This window comes from Meiothermus sp., assembly GCF_037443965.1.
Taxonomy (GTDB): domain Bacteria; phylum Deinococcota; class Deinococci; order Deinococcales; family Thermaceae; genus Meiothermus.
Genome location: NZ_JBBINI010000023.1, coordinates 1 through 16,158, shown reverse-complemented (window position 1 = coordinate 16,158; position 16,158 = coordinate 1). Strand labels below are relative to the sequence as shown.

Here is a 16,158-nt window from a genome sequence, read left to right as displayed (position 1 = left end):
CTTAGCGGCTCGTTTTTCCCCCCAAGGCAAACCGCGCCCGCAGGGTTTTGAGCCGCTCGCGCACCCGTTCTTCCCAGCCCTCGCCGGTGGCCTGGTAGAGCTCGAGGCCCTCCAATGCTTCGGGCAGATACCGCTGGGCAAAGCTGCCCTGGGGGTCGTCGTGGTAGTAGGCGTAACCCCGGCCATAACCCATCTGTTGCATGAGCGCGGTGGGGGCGTTGCGCAGGTGCAGGGGAATGGGCGCGTCGGGGTGCTCTTGGGCGGCCTTCTGGGCCTTTTGCCAGGCCACATAGACGCTGTTGGACTTGGGGGCCAGGGCCAGGTAGACCACCAGCTCGGCCAGGGCCAGCTCGCCCTCGGGGCTGCCTAAAAAATCGTAGGCCTCCTTGGCGGCCATGGCCAGGCGCAGGGCGTTGGGGTCGGCCAGGCCCACGTCCTCCACGGCCATGCGGGCCAGCCGGCGGGCCAGGTAGAGGGGGTCGGCGCCGCCCCCCAGCATGCGGGCCAGGTAGTAGAGTGCGGCGTCTACGTGGTTGCCGCGCACCGACTTGTGCAGGGCCGAGATCAGGTCGTAGAAGTAATCGCCCCCTTTGTCGAAGCCCAGCGTACCGCGGCCTAGGGCTTCGCGGGCTGCTGCTAGGCTGACATGCCCCTCGCCCAGGCTGGCCGCGAGCTCCAGCGCCGACAGAGCCCGCCGGGCGTCGCCCATGGCGGCCTGGGCGATCAGGTGCAGGGCTTCCGGGTCGGCCTGGGCTTGCAGGCCCTGGGGGTGGTGGAGTGCTCGCTCCAGAAGCCTGCGGGTGGCCGCCTCGTCCAGGGGCTCGAGCACGTAGACCCGGGCGCGGGAGCGCAGGGCCGGATTCACCTCGAAGGAGGGGTTCTCGGTGGTGGCCCCAATCAGGGTCAGGAGGCCCGACTCCACGTGGGGCAGCAGGGCGTCTTGCTGGGCCTTGTTGAAGCGGTGGATCTCGTCCAGGAAAAGCACCAGGCCGCCCTGTTCCTGGGCCTGGGCCACCATCTCCTTGATGTCCTTGACGCCGGCACTGACCGCCGAAAGCGCTACCATCGCCCGCCCCACACCCTGGGCCATCAAGCGGGCCAGGGTGGTTTTGCCGCTGCCGGGCGGCCCCCACAAAATGAAGGAAGAAAGCCGCCGGGTCTCCATCATCCGCCGCAGGGGTTTTCCCGGCCCGGTGAGGTGTTCCTGGCCCACCACTTCGTCTAGGGTCTGGGGGCGTACGCGCTCGGCCAGCGGGGCTATGCTCACAACATAATCGTACCAGAGGGCGAGGGGCTTGCTGTGTGCCAGAACCTGCGAGGCCTGGCTCGATGGTTATTCTTGGCACGGCCTGGTGGGTCGCAACCGTATGCTGTGGGCTATGTGGTTATCGTTACTGCCCTGGGGGTTCGTCCTGTTGGGGCTATTGCCGCTGTGGTTGTTTCCCCGGCAGGAAAGCATTTATCCCGGTCTGGTATTTTTGCTGGCCGCTTTAGTTCTGGCCGCCGCGGCCAGCCTGTATGCCCGCGTGCCGTTGGGGCCGCAGGTGCGTTTTTTCTGGGTGCTGGGGCTGGGTCTGATGAGCAGCTCTATGGCTGTAGCCGCCAGCCGTGACCTGGCCCAGATTCCTGAAGATCTGGCGGTGGTGGCCTCGGTGGCGAGTTTGATGGGAGCCTGTATGTTCTTGATTGGCCTTTTTTTCTTGCTACAGCGCGAAACGCCGGGCCTACCCTCGCCGCTGCAAATGGGCTTTCGCAACCACGACGGCATCATGCCTTATGCCGCCCTGCAAGCCCTGGCCGCTAGCCTCGAGACCCTCTCGACGGTGCGGCCCGTTACCCTCTTGTTGCTGCACACCCGCACCGACCAGCCGGGAGCCGAACTGCTGCAATACCTGCGCCAGCCCGACATGGTGTTTCAGCTCAAACCGGGCCAGTTTTTGATTGTGTTACAGGGTAGCAATCTCGAGGGGGCCCAGGTCGTCTTCCGCCGCATCCGGCAAAACCTGGCGATTCTGGCTTACGGCGTCCTGCCCCTTCAAGGTATCAGCGTCCAGCAGGCCCTCGCGCAGCTCGGGGGGGAGCTTCAGCACTACTACCTGGCCCAGCACTAGAAGGCTACCAGGCCCAGCCGCTCCTCGAAGGCCCGCTCGAGGCCGCTCTTGCCCAGCACCTCGCCCAGCGCCTTGAAGAAAACCCGGTAGTGCTCAATCCGCGCACTTTCGCCCATCAGCCCCAGCCGCAGCACCTTACCGGCGGTGGGGCCGATACCCCCGGCCACCGAGACCCCACGCGCATACAGCCCCTTGCGGATCTCGGCCTCGTGCAGGCCCTGGGGTGGTCGCACCACCAGCACCGTGGGCAGGCGGGCTCCCTCGGCGGCATAGGCACTGAAGCCCAGCTCTTCCAGCAGCGACAGCACCATGGCGTATAAGCTTTCGGCGCGTTTCTGGCGGTTCTCCAGGCCTTCTTCCAGGGCCAGCTTGAGGGCCTCCTCGAGCGCGTAGTGCAACAGCACCGGCGAGGTGCAGAAGTAGCCTTCCTGCTCCCAGTACACCGCCACCCGCGACAGGTCGGAGTACCAGCCCCGCACCTGCCCCAAGCACTCGCGCCCGCGCTGGGAGAGGGCAAAAGGGGCCAGTCCGGGCGGGGCCGAAAGGCATTTCTGGCTACCGGTGAAGGCGTAGTCAATGCCCAGCTTCTGCATCGAGAGCGGCATCATGCCGGCGGTGGTCACGGCGTCCAGCATGAACAGCGCTCCGTGGGCCTGTACCAGGGCAGCAATCTCTTCTACCGGGTTGAGCACGCCGGTGCTGGTCTCGCCGTGTACCAGGGCCACCAGCTTATAGGGGCGGTGGTTCAGCTCCTCGGCCACGGCCTGGGGGTCAATGGGATGGCCCGGTTCGGAGCGCAGCACCTTGTAGTCGAACTGATAGGCGTGGGCAATCTCCACCATGCGCTCACCGAAGGTGCCGCTCACCAGCAACAAAACCGCGTCCCCTTCGTCGGCCAGGTTGTTCAAGCCCGCTTCCATTCCCAGGCTGCCCGAACCCGGCATGGCGGCCAACAAAGCGCCCTCGCCGGGATCGAACAAAACATCTAAGTGTTCACGAATCCGCCGGTTGGTCGCCAGTACCTCGGGGTCGAGATGGCCGCGCATTTCTTTGCCGAGCGCGGTCTGCACCCTGGGATGAATGGGGGTGGGGCCGGGAGTCAAAAGAACCATGTGTATCCTCCAAACAAAAAGATTCTCCGCTGGGCACACCCGCACGGCCTCCTCCGAAGAAGAGCACCGTTACAGGATAGCTCGTGCAGAGAATCGCATCTAAGCTGAATATACAGGGGTATATACGTTTTGTCAAAAAGCCGATGGGCTGGGTGATCACGACTTCAGCGAGATACCCAGGGCTTTGGCCTCATACATGCGGTTATCTGCCGAAATGAGTAGCTTATCTGGGGTCAGGCCGTCTTCGGGATAAGCAGCCAGTCCGATGCGTACCCCCAAGCGGTGTTTATCAAAGCGAATGGACTCCACAATCTGGGTATAGCGGGTGGCCACCGCAATGGCCTCGATCTTGTCGGTGTGTGGAAAAATGGCCGCAAACTCGTCGCCCCCCCAGCGGAAAAGATGGTCGCCCGAGCGGCGCTCCTTTTCGAGCCTCTCGGCTACCTTCACCAAAGCTAGATCGCCGGTAGCATGACCCATGCTGTCGTTGATAGCCTTAAATCCCTCTAGATCCATCACAGCCAGGGCCAGGGGATAGCCATACCGAACAGCCCGCTCGAGCTCTTCCGCAAGCACTTTGTCAAAGGCCCGTCGGTTGGGCAGCCTGGTGAGGGTGTCGGTGAGCGCCGCCTCCTCCAGCAGGCGGTGGGTTTGGATGTCGTGCAGTAGTGTGGCCAGCGGGGTCGCGAAAAATTGTGCTGCACGCAAGCTATCCTCTCCAAAGGCCTGTGGATCATGCAGGTTATCCAGATTAAGGTAGGCCAGCACCTCGCCCCGGTAGGCAATAGGCAGGCACAGGTTGGCCTGAATCTCCCGCACCCTGCCGGCTGTATCCATGATTTCCGCCGGCGCAGTTTGATAGCTGTACTCGTAGATGACGGTTGTTTCCGTGCTTATAACCCGAGGCGTTCCCAGTCGAGCAGGTTCTTCACCCAGACCATACCACTGGAGCATGTCGGCAGGGCTGCTAGGTGCGGCCTGCAAACCTGCTAGGTCGTAGCCTACGGCGGCCTTATAGCGATACAGTCCTTCCCCGAGCACCAGCAGGCTGCCCGCCTCGCTACCCGGCACCTGCTCGATGGCTTCCGCGAGCACCGTGTTATAGAGGTTCTCAGAGGACTCCTGCAGCAGTTTTTGCATCAGGCGGCCCACGCATTCGTGGCGGTTTTTTTCTATCAAGCGGTCGAAGCCAATTCCCAGAGTGCGGCAGAACAACAGCAGCAATTCCCGCTCTGCTTTGCGCCAGGTTCTTTCGTGGGGCGAGCCGATAACCAGTACGTACCGGCTTCGCTGGGCCCCGTGGGTGGGAACGGGATGTGCCACAAAAGTGCGCCAGCCCAAGGCCTGCAAAGCCTGTACCCCCCCCTGCTCTTCTGCGTAGCGTTGGGTGAAGAACGGATTTCCTGATACGTACACATCCCAGGCCAGGCCCTGACCATAGGGCAGGCCTTCCCGCAGAACCTCCAGCAGGGAGGGTTCGTCTACGCCTATATAGGCCAGCGCTTGCATCCGGGCTCCTCGAACCTCCCACACCACCCCTGCCTCGGGGGAAAGACCCCTCGAGAGGAGAGTAAGGGCCATTTGCGCGGCTTCCTGTAAAGAACTTACTTTTTGTAGCTCCACCGAGAGATCGGAGAGCAGGCGGCGGGCCTCGAGGTCGTTTAGCCGGTCGAGCTGCAGGCTTACGGTCTCGGCAAAGCGAATAAGCCCATCCACTTCCTCGGCTAAAAAGCGCCGATTCAGTTCCAGATTGAGCACCGCAACCACTTCGCCCCGCTCGAAGACGGGAAGGGCTAACTCAGCCACGGTAGCCAGGCCAGGGGTCGCGAAGAAATGAGGTTCCTGGCGCACATCGGGTATGTACAGGGGTTGGCCTTCGCGAAAGGTCCGACCTACCACGCTTCGGTGGGGAAGCATAGAAATACCGATATCAGTGCTGCTGACAAGAAGTTGAAGACCCTGCTCCTGGGGCAACCACACGCTGGCATGGCCCCCGGCCACGAAATGGGTGAGGCGCTTGACCAGGCTGGCCAGCAGCACGTGGCGGTTCTCCTGCATGGGCAGAACCTCCAGGGCTTCTGCAATAAGCTGATGACTCCGGGCCAGCGCTTTGGCGTGGCGATGGCCCGTGCGCAGGCTACCGCCCACGCCGTTGGTGATCACCACCGATAGGAGCAGCAATGCCCCATCCATGACCTGAACGCCACTCATAAGGGCCAGGAGCAAAGCCGATACCCCAGCCGCTGAAAATCCCCAGGTGAGGCCATAGATGCTGGCAGTGGTGGCCGTAAAAATCATGAGGAAGGGCAGCTTATAGGTGTGATTTGGATACAGAAAATCCGACAACAGCACGAAAGCAAAGGCACAAAAGGTGATTGAGCCATACAATAGGCCGCTCATTGGCCGACTGAATGCTCGGTTCATCCGCTTTCCCCCCGCAGAGCTTGTAGCTGCACATCGGATGTTATAGCCGCAGGTCGTCCCAGCAGGTAGCCCTGGCCCAACCTGAAACCCTTGGCTACCAAAAAGCGGTACTGGGCCTCGGTCTCGATACCCTCAACGATAACCTGAAGTTCCAGGCTGTTGCCGAGGGCCTTCACAGCGCGCATCAAACGGGCCCCGGAAGTACTGGAAGAGGGGTTGGGACCCAGGTTTCTGACGAACCCCTGGCCTAACTTGATGGCGGATAGGGGTAGGGTGGTAACGCGCTCCAGAGAGGAGAACCCGGTGCCAAAATCGTCGAGGTGCAGCGGGTGCCCCTGAAGAGCCAGATTTTGCAACACCGAAAGATTAATTTCGTTCAGTGCGGCCTGCTCGGTGACCTCGAGGATGAGCTGCTGAGGGGGCAGGCCATGGTAGGCCAGGTGGGCAGCAATGCGCCCAGGTAGACCTGGCTTGAGCTGGCTTCCCGCCAGGTTGACCGCGACCGGAACCCCCCAGGCTCCAGCGCGTGCGATGGCCTCGCCAATAATCCAGTCGCCCAGCTCCCCCATCCAACCCTCTTCCTCGGCTATTGATAAAAACCTGGCTGGAGAAATCATGCCTCGCTCGGGATGCTGCCAGCGCAGCAAGGCCTCGAGGTGATGTAGCGCCCCGCTGTCCAGGGCCCGGATGGGCTGGTAGTACAGACAGAAGCCCGAGGGTGCACCGCCAGATTTGAGCGGGCGCAGGGCTTGTCCCAGGGTCTGGCGCAGCCAATCGTCCTCGAGGGTGTTTTGTTCTAGCGAGGCCTCATACAAGCAAACCTGCCCAGGCTGGGCTTGCTCCAGGGCCATCAGGGCCGCCTGGGGAAGATCGGGCAGGGTCAGGCTGGGCTGGGCGAAGACGACCCCCGCGCGTGGGTTGAAGTCAAGCTGGGGCCAGCGAGCTGCCAGCTTGTCTTGCACGCTATTTTTGAGCCTGGTCAGCACGGGCTGCAGATCCGATGGATTGTCAAAACCGTCTAGGAGCAACCAAAAAGTGTCTTTTTCGTAGGCCAGGCGATCGGCAGAGCGCAGCTCGACCTGCATGACCAGGGCGATGGCCTGTACTGCAGCCGCCCAGATAACCTCGCCCTCCAGGCGTCGGATTCGCTCGAGCGAGCGGCAGCGCAGGGCCAGCAAGGCTCGAGGGGCCGGCGAGAGGTGGGCCAGCGTTTCTTTAAGACCATGCAGGTTGGTCAGTCCGGTTTGCGGATCGTGATAGCGGTTATAGCGCGCCTCGCTGAGGAGCTCATCGCCGTACAGCAGCCAGGCCACATGGTGGGCCAGCCCCTCCAGGTGCTGTAGGTCAACCTCGTCGAAGGCGTCCGGGTGTTCGAAGTGGTCGAGGTATAGGTAGGCTCTGGGCTGATCCCTGACCACCACCGGGGTCGCCAGCATGGCCTGAATCGCGCTGGCACGTCCCGGCCCTTCGAGGATCGCCCGCCGCTCGGGGTCGAGCCGTTGGTTGAAGCGGGAGATGTCGGCCTGGGTAAACACCCTGGCCTGGATGTGCTGGCTGAGCGAGAGGGGTTCTTGAGGGTACAGATACACCTTTTGCAGCGCCTCTAGATTGTAACCCCTGGCTGCTACAAAGCGGAAGTAGCCTTCTGGATGAAGGAGGGTCGCACTGCCAGCCTGGGCCACCGGAACAACCTTGAAAGCTGCTTCGAGGGCCTTTTGCAGGATAGCTTCGGGCGAAAGCAGTTCTTTGAGGCTGGATGCCAGAAGTTCCAGGGAGGCTTCCTGAAAGTGGGCCTGGCGGTAAGCATTGCTGATATCGTAGCCCACACACTGCAGTCCTACGGGCTGGCCCTGACGATCCAGCAATGCCATAAACTCCCAACGGCTGCGGTTCCAGGGCTTCTTGAGCGGCTTGCTGAACTCTACCCAAAAGGTCTGGCCGGGATTGCTCAGGGCTTGCTTTGTGGTATGCATGACCACCGGCAGGTCGCCGGGACTTACATGCTGCAACGTACTGGCTCCTATGGGTAGGCTTTGCAGCCCCATATACGTCAGATAGGCCTGGTTAGCGTAGGTAAAGCGCCCTCTTAGATCCGTCTGAACGATCATGATCCCCTGCGACCGATTCAGCGGATCGAGACCCAGCTGCGCGGCGCTCAGGCTGGCGAGGCTTTCGGGTTCCGACATCTTCCACCCCTGCAACGGCTTATGACGCCCCTTGCTCCTCCAAAGGTAGCAAAAACCGCGGCTGGTTGATGGGGCATTTGAACCGTTCTGACCTCGCAAGGCTAGAGCCCCCAGGGGTGTCGAGCTCGAGAACTGCCGACCGTCAGGGTGAGCCAGGCCCAGGGCACCTCTATGTAGCGGATTGGCATAGGGAGCCATTGCTCTCGCGATACTCAGGCAGCCACCACCTGGGCGGTACTGGTCCTTTACCGCGCCACTTCAGCTGGCCTTTTCTACAGCTTGGATCAACTGGGCCATCTCCCGCACCCATTTGGGGTAGGAAAAGCCCTGTTCCGAGAGATTGTGCTCCCGGTAGGCCAGGAGCAGCTCCCTGACGCCTAAAAAAGCCATGTCTGGGGGGAGCCGTCGCAGGAATCGCCAGGCCGCTTCCCAGCGCTCCTTGGTCAGGAAGCCGATGGGCTGGGCAGTACCACCTCGTGTTCAAAACCACAAGAAAAATACCTAAGCCTGATAGACTAAACTTCAATGAACGACTACTACGCAACCCTGGGTGTGGACAGGAATGCCAGTGCCGACGAGATTAAGAGGGCATACCGCAAACTGGCCCTCCAGTATCACCCCGACAAAAACCCCGGCAACAAAGAAGCCGAGGAGAAGTTCAAGCAGATCAACGAGGCCTACGCGGTGCTTTCCGACCCCGAAAAAAGGGCCAACTACGACCGCTACGGCACAGCCACGCCGGGCAGTGCGGGGGGCAACTTTGGCGACATCTTCGACCTGTTCGAGCAGGTGTTTGGTTTCCGCACGCCGGGGGGTGCGGGCCGTGCGCCGCGGGGGGAGGACCTCGAGGCCTCGGTCGAGATGGAGTTGACAGACGTACTGTACGGGGTCGAAAAGGAAGTTGAGTACGGCCGCCTGGTTCCCTGCGAAACCTGCCACGGACAGGGGGGTAAGCGCCAGACCTGCCGCTCGTGTGGGGGGCGGGGCACGCTCGAGCAGATTCAGCGCACTTTTTTTGGCAACATGGTGGCCCAGGTGCCCTGTACGGCCTGCCGGGGCCGGGGTTACACCCTTTCCGAGACCTGCTCAACCTGCAAAGGCCAGGGCCGGGTGCGGCGCAGGGAAAAGATACAGGTAAACATCCCCGCCGGTATAGACGAAAACCAGCTCCTGCGGGTCTCGGGGATGGGCAACCTGGGGCCGGGGGGGCCGGGCGACCTGTTTGTTCGTCCGCACATCCGCCCCCACCCGCACCTCCACCGCGAAGGTTCTAATCTGATCTACGAACTCAAGCTGGGGTTGGCCCAGGCGGCCTTGGGGGTCAAGACTGAGATACCGGGCTTGGAGGGCGACCTCGAGTTCAGCGTCCCGCCAGGCACCCGCGATGGCGAAGTGTTCGAGCTCGAGGGTAAGGGTTTGCCCTACCCCGGTAGCCGCAGCCGGGGCAAGCTGCAGGTGATTACCCAGATTGCTGTCCCGCACAACCTGTCCAAGAGAGCCCGCGAACTCCTGCGCCAGTACGCGCAGGAAGTGGGCGAAGAGGTAGCCCCGGAGGGCTTCTGGGACAAGGTGAAGCGGGTGTTCAGGGGCTAGCGCACCTGCGGGAAGCCCAGATCCACCTTGCTGGTGCTGGGGTCGGGCCAGCGGCTGGTGACCACCTTGGCGCGGGTGTAGAACTGCACCCCTTCAGGGCCGTACATGTGCAGGTCGCCGAACAGGCTGGCCTTCCAGCCGCCAAAGCTGTAGTAGGCCACCGGCACCGGGATGGGCACGTTGATGCCTACCATGCCGGCCTCCACGTCGAACTGGAACTGCCGGGCAGCCCCCCCGTCGCGGGTGAAGATGGCCGTGCCGTTGCCGTAGGGGTGCTCGTTGACCATTTTCACCGCCTCGTCGTAGGTCTTGACCCGGGCCACACCCAGCACCGGCCCAAAGATTTCATCGTCGTAGCACTTCATGCCGGGCTTCACATGGTCGAGCAGGCTGGTGCCCAGGAAGAAGCCCTCGGACTGGGTGATGGGGTCTTGGCGACCGTCTACCACCACTGTTGCGCCTTCAGCCGTCGCGTTGGCGACATAGGAGGCCACCTTGTCGCGGTGCTCACGGGTGATCAGCGGCCCCATCTCGTTGCCTTCTTCCAGGCCTGGCCCCACCTTGATCTTGGGCATCCGCTCGCGGATAGCAGCGATCAACTCGTCGGCGGTCTGGTCGCCCACTGCCACTACCTGCGAGATGGCCATGCAGCGCTCGCCCGCCGAACCATAGGCCGCGCTCACCGCAGCGTCGGCGGCCATGCCGATATCGGCGTCGGGCAGCACGATCATGTGGTTCTTGGCCCCGCCCAAGGCTTGCACACGCTTGCCGTTCTTGGTGCCAGTCTCGTAGATGTATTTGGCGATGGGGGTACTGCCCACAAAGCTCACGGCCTTGATGTCGGGGTGCTCGAGGATGCGATCCACCGCCACCTTGTCACCCTGCACCACGTTGAACACCCCATCGGGCAGGCCGGCCTGTTGCAAAAGCTCGGCTAAGAAGAGGCTGGGGGAGGGGTCTTTTTCCGAGGGCTTTAGGATGAAGGTGTTGCCGCAGGCGATGGCGTTGGCAAACATCCACATGGGCACCATGGCTGGAAAGTTGAAGGGGGTGATGCCTGCCACCACGCCCAGCGGCTGGCGGATCTGGTACACGTCCACCCCCCGGCTGGCCTGCTCGGAGAAGCCCCCCTTCAAGAGGTGGGGGATGCCGGTGGCGAACTCCACGTTTTCCAGGCCCCGCGCCACCTCGCCCAGGGCATCGGCCAGGGTTTTGCCGTGCTCGAGGGTAATCAGCTCGGCAATTTTGCGGCGGTTCTGGTCTACCAGATCGCGGAACTTGAACATGATCTCGGCCCGGCGCGAGAGGGGGGTCTGCCGCCAGGTTTTGTAGGCTTCCTTGGCTACCGCCACCGCTGCATCGAGTTCCTCCACCGAGGCGAAGTCCACGGTGGCCTGCTGCTGACCGGTGGCGGGGTTCCAGACTACGCCGCTCCTCCCAGACTTGCCCTCGACCAGCTTGCCGCCGATCCAGTGGGAAACCCGCTTAAGGGTGACTTGAGGTTCCTTGACTGCCATCTGCTACCTCCGTATGGGCTGGGTAATGAAACAGGGTTGAGGCCCGATAGGTTCATGGTAGGAGCCTGGGCCCTATAAGGCAATGGACAGTCTGTCTAATTACTTCGCGTACTCCACCGCCCGGCTTTCCCGCACCACCGTGACCTGCACCTGGCCGGGGTAGTTCATGTCGCGCTCGATGCGCCCGGCAATCTCGCGGGCCAGCAGGGTGGCCTTGGCGTCGGAGATGCGGTCGGGCTTCACAATCACCCGCACCTCGCGCCCGGCCTGCACCGCGAAGGCGTTGTCCACGCCGGGGAACGACAGGGCGATGCGCTCGAGCTGCTCCAAGCGCTGGATGTACTCTTCCAGGCTCTCGCGGCGGGCGCCCGGACGGGCCGCGCTGATGGCGTCGGCGGCGGCGGCCAGCACCGAGTAGAGGGTCTCGCCGTTTTCGGGGTCGTGGTGGTGGGCGATGGCGTCAATAACTTCCTTGGGCTCGCCGAAGCGGGAGGCCAGGGTGATGCCGATTTCCACGTGGGTGCCCTCGATCTCGCGGTCGACCGACTTGCCCAGGTCGTGCAGCAGCCCGGCCCGGCGGCCCAGGGCGGCGTCCAGGCCCAGCTCGGCGGCCATGATGCCGGTCAGGTGCGCCACCTGCACCGAGTGCTTGAGCACGTTCTGGCCGTAGGAGGAGCGGAAGTGCAACCGGCCCAGCAACTGCACCAGGCCCGGCTTGAGGCCCACCACGCCCGCTTCCAGGGCGGCCTCCTCGCCGCGCTCGTAGATGAAGGTTTTCATCTCGTTTTTGGCCTTTTCCACCACCTCCTCGATGCGGCTGGGGTGGATGCGGCCATCGGCCACGAGCTGCTCGAGGGCCATTTTGGCAATCTCGCGGCGCATGGGGTTGAAGCTGGAGAGCAGCACCGCCTCGGGGGTGTCGTCAATGATCAGGTCCACCCCGGTGAGGGCCTCGAAGGTGCGGATGTTGCGGCCTTCGCGCCCGATGATGCGGCCCTTCATGGCGTCGGAGGGGATGGGCACCACCGAGACGGCCAGGGCTGCGGCGGTCTCGGAGGCCTGGCGCTGGGCGGCCTGGGCTAGGAGTTTTTGGGCCTCGCGCTTGACCTCGAGCCGGATGCGCTCGAGGTTGGCCTTGACCCGCAGGGCCCGTTCTTCTTCTAGCTCGGCCTCGAGTCGGTTCAAGAGCAGGCTGCGGGCTTCCTCCCGGCTCATCCCGGCCACTTCCTGCAACTTGAGGTCAATCTGCTTTTCCCGCTGCCCCAGCTCTGCTTCGCGGGCGTAAAGGGCCTTTTCAAAGGTGTCGAGCTTCTCTTCCTGCTCGTCGAGTTTGGCGGCACGGGCATCGAGCTGCTCGCCCCGCCTTGCCAGGCGCTCGGTCTCGCGTTTGAGTTCCTCCCGTTCGGCCCGGCTGGCCTGTAGATCGGCTTGCAGGCGTTCGCGCTCGGCTTGAATGGAGGTGCGCTCACTGGTCAGGGCTTCGCGCTCGGCTTGCAGACTGGCCTGCAGGCGTTCACGCTCTTCCCGGAGCTGTTGGCGCAAGCGCTCCTCGCCCTGCAGGCGGAAGCGCTCGAGCTCGGCCTGGGCGCTCTGGCGAAGGTTTTGCACCTCAGTCTGGGCGCTTTGCCGCAGGCTCTGGGCCTCAGCACGGGCGGTCTCGAGCTGGGTCTTGGCCTGGGCCTGGGCCTGCTCCAGGGCCGTCTGGGCCTGACGGCGGGCGGCTTCCAGGGTCTGCTGGGCCTCGCGACGGGCGGCCTCGAGTTCGCTCTTGTTAACTTCGGTCTGGCGGTTGCTGCGCTGCAAAAGCAGCACTACCATTACCGCCAGCACGATCACGATTAGCGTGAGTATCAAATCCAGGGGAGTAAAAGCCATCGGTACCTCCACGGGTTGCAAGGAGGTTCTCTCAGTTTCAGGTCCAGAGTGGTGTTTGGGTTGCTGTTAAATAAATCCTCTAACTTTCTCAGGCACATCCCTGCTCAGATTTGCCCAAGCCAAACACCACACCAGAGGTAGACCGCTTCCATGCTCTACACCAAGCTGCCCCTTGGCCCGGTGGGTTGCCACCGGGCAAATTATGAGAACAATGGCTTCCTGGTCCTTCATACTGGGAGAACCCCATCTAGCAAGCAGTTTAAGCTTCGGCAGCCACGGCAGAAGACCCTTCGTCCTCTTCTGGGGTTGCCAATACCGATAGCTTACCAGCTTGGGCCAAAACTTTCTCCCGGATCTCCTGGGCCATACGGGGTTCGCCCTTAAGGAACTCAGCGGCCTTCTCCTTGCCTTGGCCCAGCCGGGTTTCGCCATAAGAAAGCCAGGAACCCGATTTATCAATCACCTCGGTGGCGATGGCCACCGTCACCAGGTCGGCCAGGGGGTCAATGCCCTTGCCGAAGTACAGCTCAATCTCATGCTCGCGGAAGGGCGGGGCCAGCTTGTTCTTGGTCACCTTGACCCGCACCCGGTTGCCCACTGCGTCGTTGCCTACCTTGATGGGCTGGCCCTGCTTGCGCACATCCAGCCGCACTGAGGCATAGAACTTGAGGGCCCGCCCGCCTGGGGTGGTCTCGGGGTTGCCGTACATAACCCCTACCTTCTCCCGAATCTGGTTGATAAAGATGGCCGCAGTGTTGCTCTTGGAAAGGGCCGCGGTCAGCTTGCGCAGGGCTTGGCTCATCAAGCGGGCCTGGATGCCCACAAAGGCGTCGCCCATCTGCCCCTCGATCTCGGCCTGGGGTACCAAGGCCGCTACCGAGTCAATTACAATCACATCCACGGCCCCCGAGCGGGTCAGGAGTTCGACAATCTCCAGAGCTTGCTCGCCGGTATCGGGCTGAGAGACCAAGAGGTCGTCAATGTTCACCCCCAGGCTTTTGGCATAGACGGGGTCTAGGGCGTGCTCGGCGTCTACGAAGGCGGCCACCCCCCCGGCCTGCTGGGCCTGGGCGATGATGGAGAGGGCCAGGGTGGTTTTGCCACCCGATTCGGGCCCATAGATCTCGATGATCCGCCCTTTGGGAATCCCCCCGATGCCCAGAGCCATATCCAGGCCCAGGCTGCCAGTGGAGATGACATCTACTTGCTGCCTTGGGGCCTCACCCAGACGCATGACGGCCCCTTTGCCGAACTGCTTTTCGATGGACTTTAAGGCCCCTTCCAGCGCTTTTTGTTTCTCTTTATCCATATACACTCCCATTCAACATAGGCGAGGGTTCAACCAAGCGAAAACTGCTCTAAAACACGGTATTGCGAACCCGAACGCTCCAATACCGATTCCACCAAGCATACTGCTTTGGCCTTGAACTGAAGATTTAGGATCATCGGTCCGATTCGGGGGGCAGGGCTTTTTTTGCGGGCCAGGGTCAGGTGGGGATGAAATTGCTCCTTGGTTTTTACATTTGAAAGGGCTTGTTGCAGCCTTTTAGCCAAGGTTTCCAGGCCTTCTCCGGTTGCCTTTACAAACCAGACCCTGGGGGAGCCGGTGGCCGGGAAATACCCGGTTCCACCCAGTTCAATCTCAAAAGCTGGAACCTGGGCAGCCACGGCTTGCCCAACCCGGCGAAACTCCGGTAAGCGATCCTCGGGCTGTTCTCCCAAAAAAAGCAGGGTGATGTGCAGTTGATGGCGCTGGCTCAGCTTCCACCCTTTGAAGCCCCGCACTTTCTCCTGGGCCTCGCCGAGGGCGGCCTGCACCTCGCGTGGGGGGAAGATGGCGTAGAAGAGTCTCATCGCAGCTCACCTACCAGAAAGGCCAGCGCTGCATGGGCCGCCCGCTGGCGCAGCATCTCGCGGCCCGCCCCCGGCAGACGGAAATGCCTACACTTGACACCTTCGGGGCTGGCCAGCCCCACAAAGAGCGTACCTACCGGCTGGCCCTCGAGTTCCTCCGGCCCGGCTACGCCGGTGGTCGAGAGGGCATAGGTAGCCCCTAGCATCCCGCGGGCGGCCACAGCCATGGCCTCGGCAAAAGCCGACGAAATCATCCCGTGCTGGGCGGCTACCTCTGGGGGGATGGGGAGCTGCGACTTGGCCGCCGGGCTGTAGGGCACAAGGCCCCCCAGGTAGCTTTGGGAAGCCCCCGGTACCCCGGTCAAAAGCGCCCCCAAGACCCCCCCGGTCATGGACTCGAGGGTGGCCAGGCTGGCTTTTCGGCCTTCCAATAGCCGCAGGGCCAGCGCCGGGAGGGTATCGCCCTCCTGGCCCCAGACCGCCTCGCCCAGCAGGGGCCGGATCTGCGCGGCCAGCGCCTCGACTGGGCCGGGCTCCCCCCGCACCACCACCGCCACCCCGTCCATCTTGGCGTAGGTGCCCACCTCGACGGCCCCATTGCGCCGGAATAGTTCGCCCAGCAACTCCACAATGCGCGACTCGCCCAGGCCAAAGGTTTTGAAGGCCACCTGCTTGTAGGATTTTTGCGGCAGCCCCAGCCTGGGCAATACCTCGGCCCACATCGGGCGCCACTCGGCCGGTGGGCCGGGCAGGCAGATAAGGTCTTTGTCTTCCCGGCGAATCCACCAGCCGGGCGCGGTGCCGCGGGGGTTGGCAATCCAGGTGGCCGAAGGGATCTTTAGGGCTTGTTTGCGGTTGGCCTCGGGCATCTTCCAGCCCCTGGCTTCAAACAGCTTTTCCAGCCATTCCAGCACCTGAGGGTCAGGCTGCATCTCCTCGCCAAGGGCAGCCGCGATGGCCTCGCGGGTGATGTCGTCGGGTGTGGGGCCGAGACCCCCCGAAAGCACCACCAGCCGAGCCTTTTCCCAGGCCTGGCGCACCTCTTGGGCCAGCGTTTCCAGGTTGTCGGCCACCCGCAGTGTCCGGCGCACCCCCACAGCGTAGGGCTGAAGGCTTACAGCAATCTCAGCAGTGTTGGTATCTACTGTTTCGCCATACAAGAGCTCATCACCTACCCCAATTATTTCTGCTAAAAACATAAAAGCTCCTATAGATTACAACATCTTTTGAATTGCGTCAAAGGTAAAAGCCGCCAGTACATCATACGGAGTGGCGGGCTGGTAAAGGGCAATCAGCTACCAATAACGTCAGTTCGAAGTTATCCAAAAAGCTGAGCCGAAGGTTGAAAACCCGTCATACGCATTTCGGCAGTATCGTTCACTTCGGCAAGCCTAAACGATACTACCGAAATGCTTTTCTACTCCCTTCGGTCGGCTTGAATCCTTCACCTCTGACTCCGTCCAACGGTGAAGGATTCAAGCGGAAA

At 62.4% G+C, this 16,158-nt stretch carries 12 protein-coding genes; 2 read left to right on the top strand and 10 right to left on the bottom strand.

The window, feature by feature from the left end; translation table 11 throughout:
* Position 1 precedes the first annotated feature (1 nt).
* Positions 2–1,261, bottom strand: coding sequence for a replication-associated recombination protein A (locus tag WKI89_RS12275; protein ID WP_337870102.1), 1,260 nt, complete (start codon positions 1,259–1,261; stop codon positions 2–4).
* 118 nt (positions 1,262–1,379) lie between these two features.
* Here WKI89_RS12275 and WKI89_RS12270 point away from each other — a divergent pair, with 118 nt between their 5' ends.
* Positions 1,380–2,111 (top strand): diguanylate cyclase, encoded by a 732-nt coding sequence (locus WKI89_RS12270; RefSeq protein ID WP_337870023.1) that lies wholly within the window; start codon positions 1,380–1,382, stop codon positions 2,109–2,111.
* Here the strand turns inward: WKI89_RS12270 and WKI89_RS12265 are convergent.
* The 4 genes from WKI89_RS12265 to WKI89_RS12250 form a co-directional block, all read right to left on the bottom strand.
* The gene (locus WKI89_RS12265; protein WP_337870021.1) at positions 2,108–3,223 is read right to left on the bottom strand and encodes an aminotransferase class V-fold PLP-dependent enzyme; all 1,116 of its coding nucleotides are present in this window, start codon (positions 3,221–3,223) and stop codon (positions 2,108–2,110) included. The genes WKI89_RS12270 and WKI89_RS12265 overlap by 4 nt on opposite strands.
* A 156-nt stretch (positions 3,224–3,379) precedes the next feature.
* Positions 3,380–5,623, bottom strand: a complete 2,244-nt coding sequence (locus WKI89_RS12260; protein ID WP_337870019.1) for a diguanylate cyclase — start codon at positions 5,621–5,623, stop codon at positions 3,380–3,382.
* Between the two features lie 20 nt (positions 5,624–5,643).
* The gene (locus tag WKI89_RS12255; protein WP_337870018.1) at positions 5,644–7,833 is read right to left on the bottom strand and encodes an EAL domain-containing protein; all 2,190 of its coding nucleotides are present in this window, start codon (positions 7,831–7,833) and stop codon (positions 5,644–5,646) included.
* Positions 7,834–8,091: 258 nt separating this feature from the next.
* Positions 8,092–8,223, bottom strand: coding sequence for a hypothetical protein (locus WKI89_RS12250; protein ID WP_337870016.1), 132 nt, complete (start codon positions 8,221–8,223; stop codon positions 8,092–8,094).
* A 135-nt stretch (positions 8,224–8,358) separates the two neighbouring features.
* Between WKI89_RS12250 and WKI89_RS12245 the strand changes: the two genes are divergently transcribed.
* On the top strand, positions 8,359–9,426 hold the full coding sequence (locus WKI89_RS12245; protein ID WP_337870014.1) for a J domain-containing protein: 1,068 nt from the start codon (positions 8,359–8,361) through the stop codon (positions 9,424–9,426).
* On the opposite strand, the gene WKI89_RS12240 is transcribed toward WKI89_RS12245, so the two are convergent.
* The 5 genes from WKI89_RS12240 to WKI89_RS12220 all read right to left on the bottom strand — a co-directional run bounded on the left by WKI89_RS12240 (position 9,423) and on the right by WKI89_RS12220 (position 15,871).
* Complete coding sequence (locus WKI89_RS12240) at positions 9,423–10,943, bottom strand: CoA-acylating methylmalonate-semialdehyde dehydrogenase (RefSeq protein WP_337870012.1); 1,521 nt, start codon at positions 10,941–10,943, stop codon at positions 9,423–9,425. The genes WKI89_RS12245 and WKI89_RS12240 overlap by 4 nt on opposite strands.
* A 99-nt stretch (positions 10,944–11,042) precedes the next feature.
* Positions 11,043–12,818: a ribonuclease Y gene (gene rny / locus WKI89_RS12235; protein WP_337870010.1), complete on the bottom strand. Its 1,776-nt coding sequence runs from the start codon at positions 12,816–12,818 to the stop codon at positions 11,043–11,045.
* Between the two features lie 259 nt (positions 12,819–13,077).
* The gene (gene recA / locus WKI89_RS12230; RefSeq protein WP_337870008.1) at positions 13,078–14,127 is read right to left on the bottom strand and encodes a recombinase RecA; all 1,050 of its coding nucleotides are present in this window, start codon (positions 14,125–14,127) and stop codon (positions 13,078–13,080) included.
* Between the two features lie 29 nt (positions 14,128–14,156).
* A complete protein-coding gene (gene thpR, locus WKI89_RS12225) occupies positions 14,157–14,672 on the bottom strand; it encodes an RNA 2',3'-cyclic phosphodiesterase (protein WP_337870007.1) in 516 nt (171 codons plus the stop codon).
* On the bottom strand, positions 14,669–15,871 hold the full coding sequence (locus WKI89_RS12220; protein WP_337870004.1) for a CinA family nicotinamide mononucleotide deamidase-related protein: 1,203 nt from the start codon (positions 15,869–15,871) through the stop codon (positions 14,669–14,671). The genes thpR and WKI89_RS12220 overlap by 4 nt, the downstream gene beginning before the upstream one ends.
* Positions 15,872–16,158 lie beyond the last annotated feature (287 nt).

What these genes read in the sequence shown, in the direction of transcription:
- WKI89_RS12270 (WP_337870023.1), top strand. Translation starts at nt 1,380, where the DNA reads ATGTGGTTATCGTTACTGCCCTGGGGGTTCGTCCTGTTGGGGCTATTG.
- WKI89_RS12265 (WP_337870021.1), bottom strand. Translation starts at nt 3,223, where the DNA reads ATGGTTCTTTTGACTCCCGGCCCCACCCCCATTCATCCCAGGGTGCAG.
- WKI89_RS12260 (WP_337870019.1), bottom strand. Translation starts at nt 5,623, where the DNA reads ATGAGCGGCCTATTGTATGGCTCAATCACCTTTTGTGCCTTTGCTTTC.
- WKI89_RS12255 (WP_337870018.1), bottom strand. Translation starts at nt 7,833, where the DNA reads ATGTCGGAACCCGAAAGCCTCGCCAGCCTGAGCGCCGCGCAGCTGGGT.
- WKI89_RS12250 (WP_337870016.1), bottom strand. Translation starts at nt 8,223, where the DNA reads ATGGCTTTTTTAGGCGTCAGGGAGCTGCTCCTGGCCTACCGGGAGCAC.
- WKI89_RS12245 (WP_337870014.1), top strand. Translation starts at nt 8,359, where the DNA reads ATGAACGACTACTACGCAACCCTGGGTGTGGACAGGAATGCCAGTGCC.
- WKI89_RS12240 (WP_337870012.1), bottom strand. Translation starts at nt 10,943, where the DNA reads ATGGCAGTCAAGGAACCTCAAGTCACCCTTAAGCGGGTTTCCCACTGG.
- rny (WP_337870010.1), bottom strand. Translation starts at nt 12,818, where the DNA reads ATGGCTTTTACTCCCCTGGATTTGATACTCACGCTAATCGTGATCGTG.
- recA (WP_337870008.1), bottom strand. Translation starts at nt 14,127, where the DNA reads ATGGATAAAGAGAAACAAAAAGCGCTGGAAGGGGCCTTAAAGTCCATC.
- thpR (WP_337870007.1), bottom strand. Translation starts at nt 14,672, where the DNA reads ATGAGACTCTTCTACGCCATCTTCCCCCCACGCGAGGTGCAGGCCGCC.
- WKI89_RS12220 (WP_337870004.1), bottom strand. Translation starts at nt 15,871, where the DNA reads ATGTTTTTAGCAGAAATAATTGGGGTAGGTGATGAGCTCTTGTATGGC.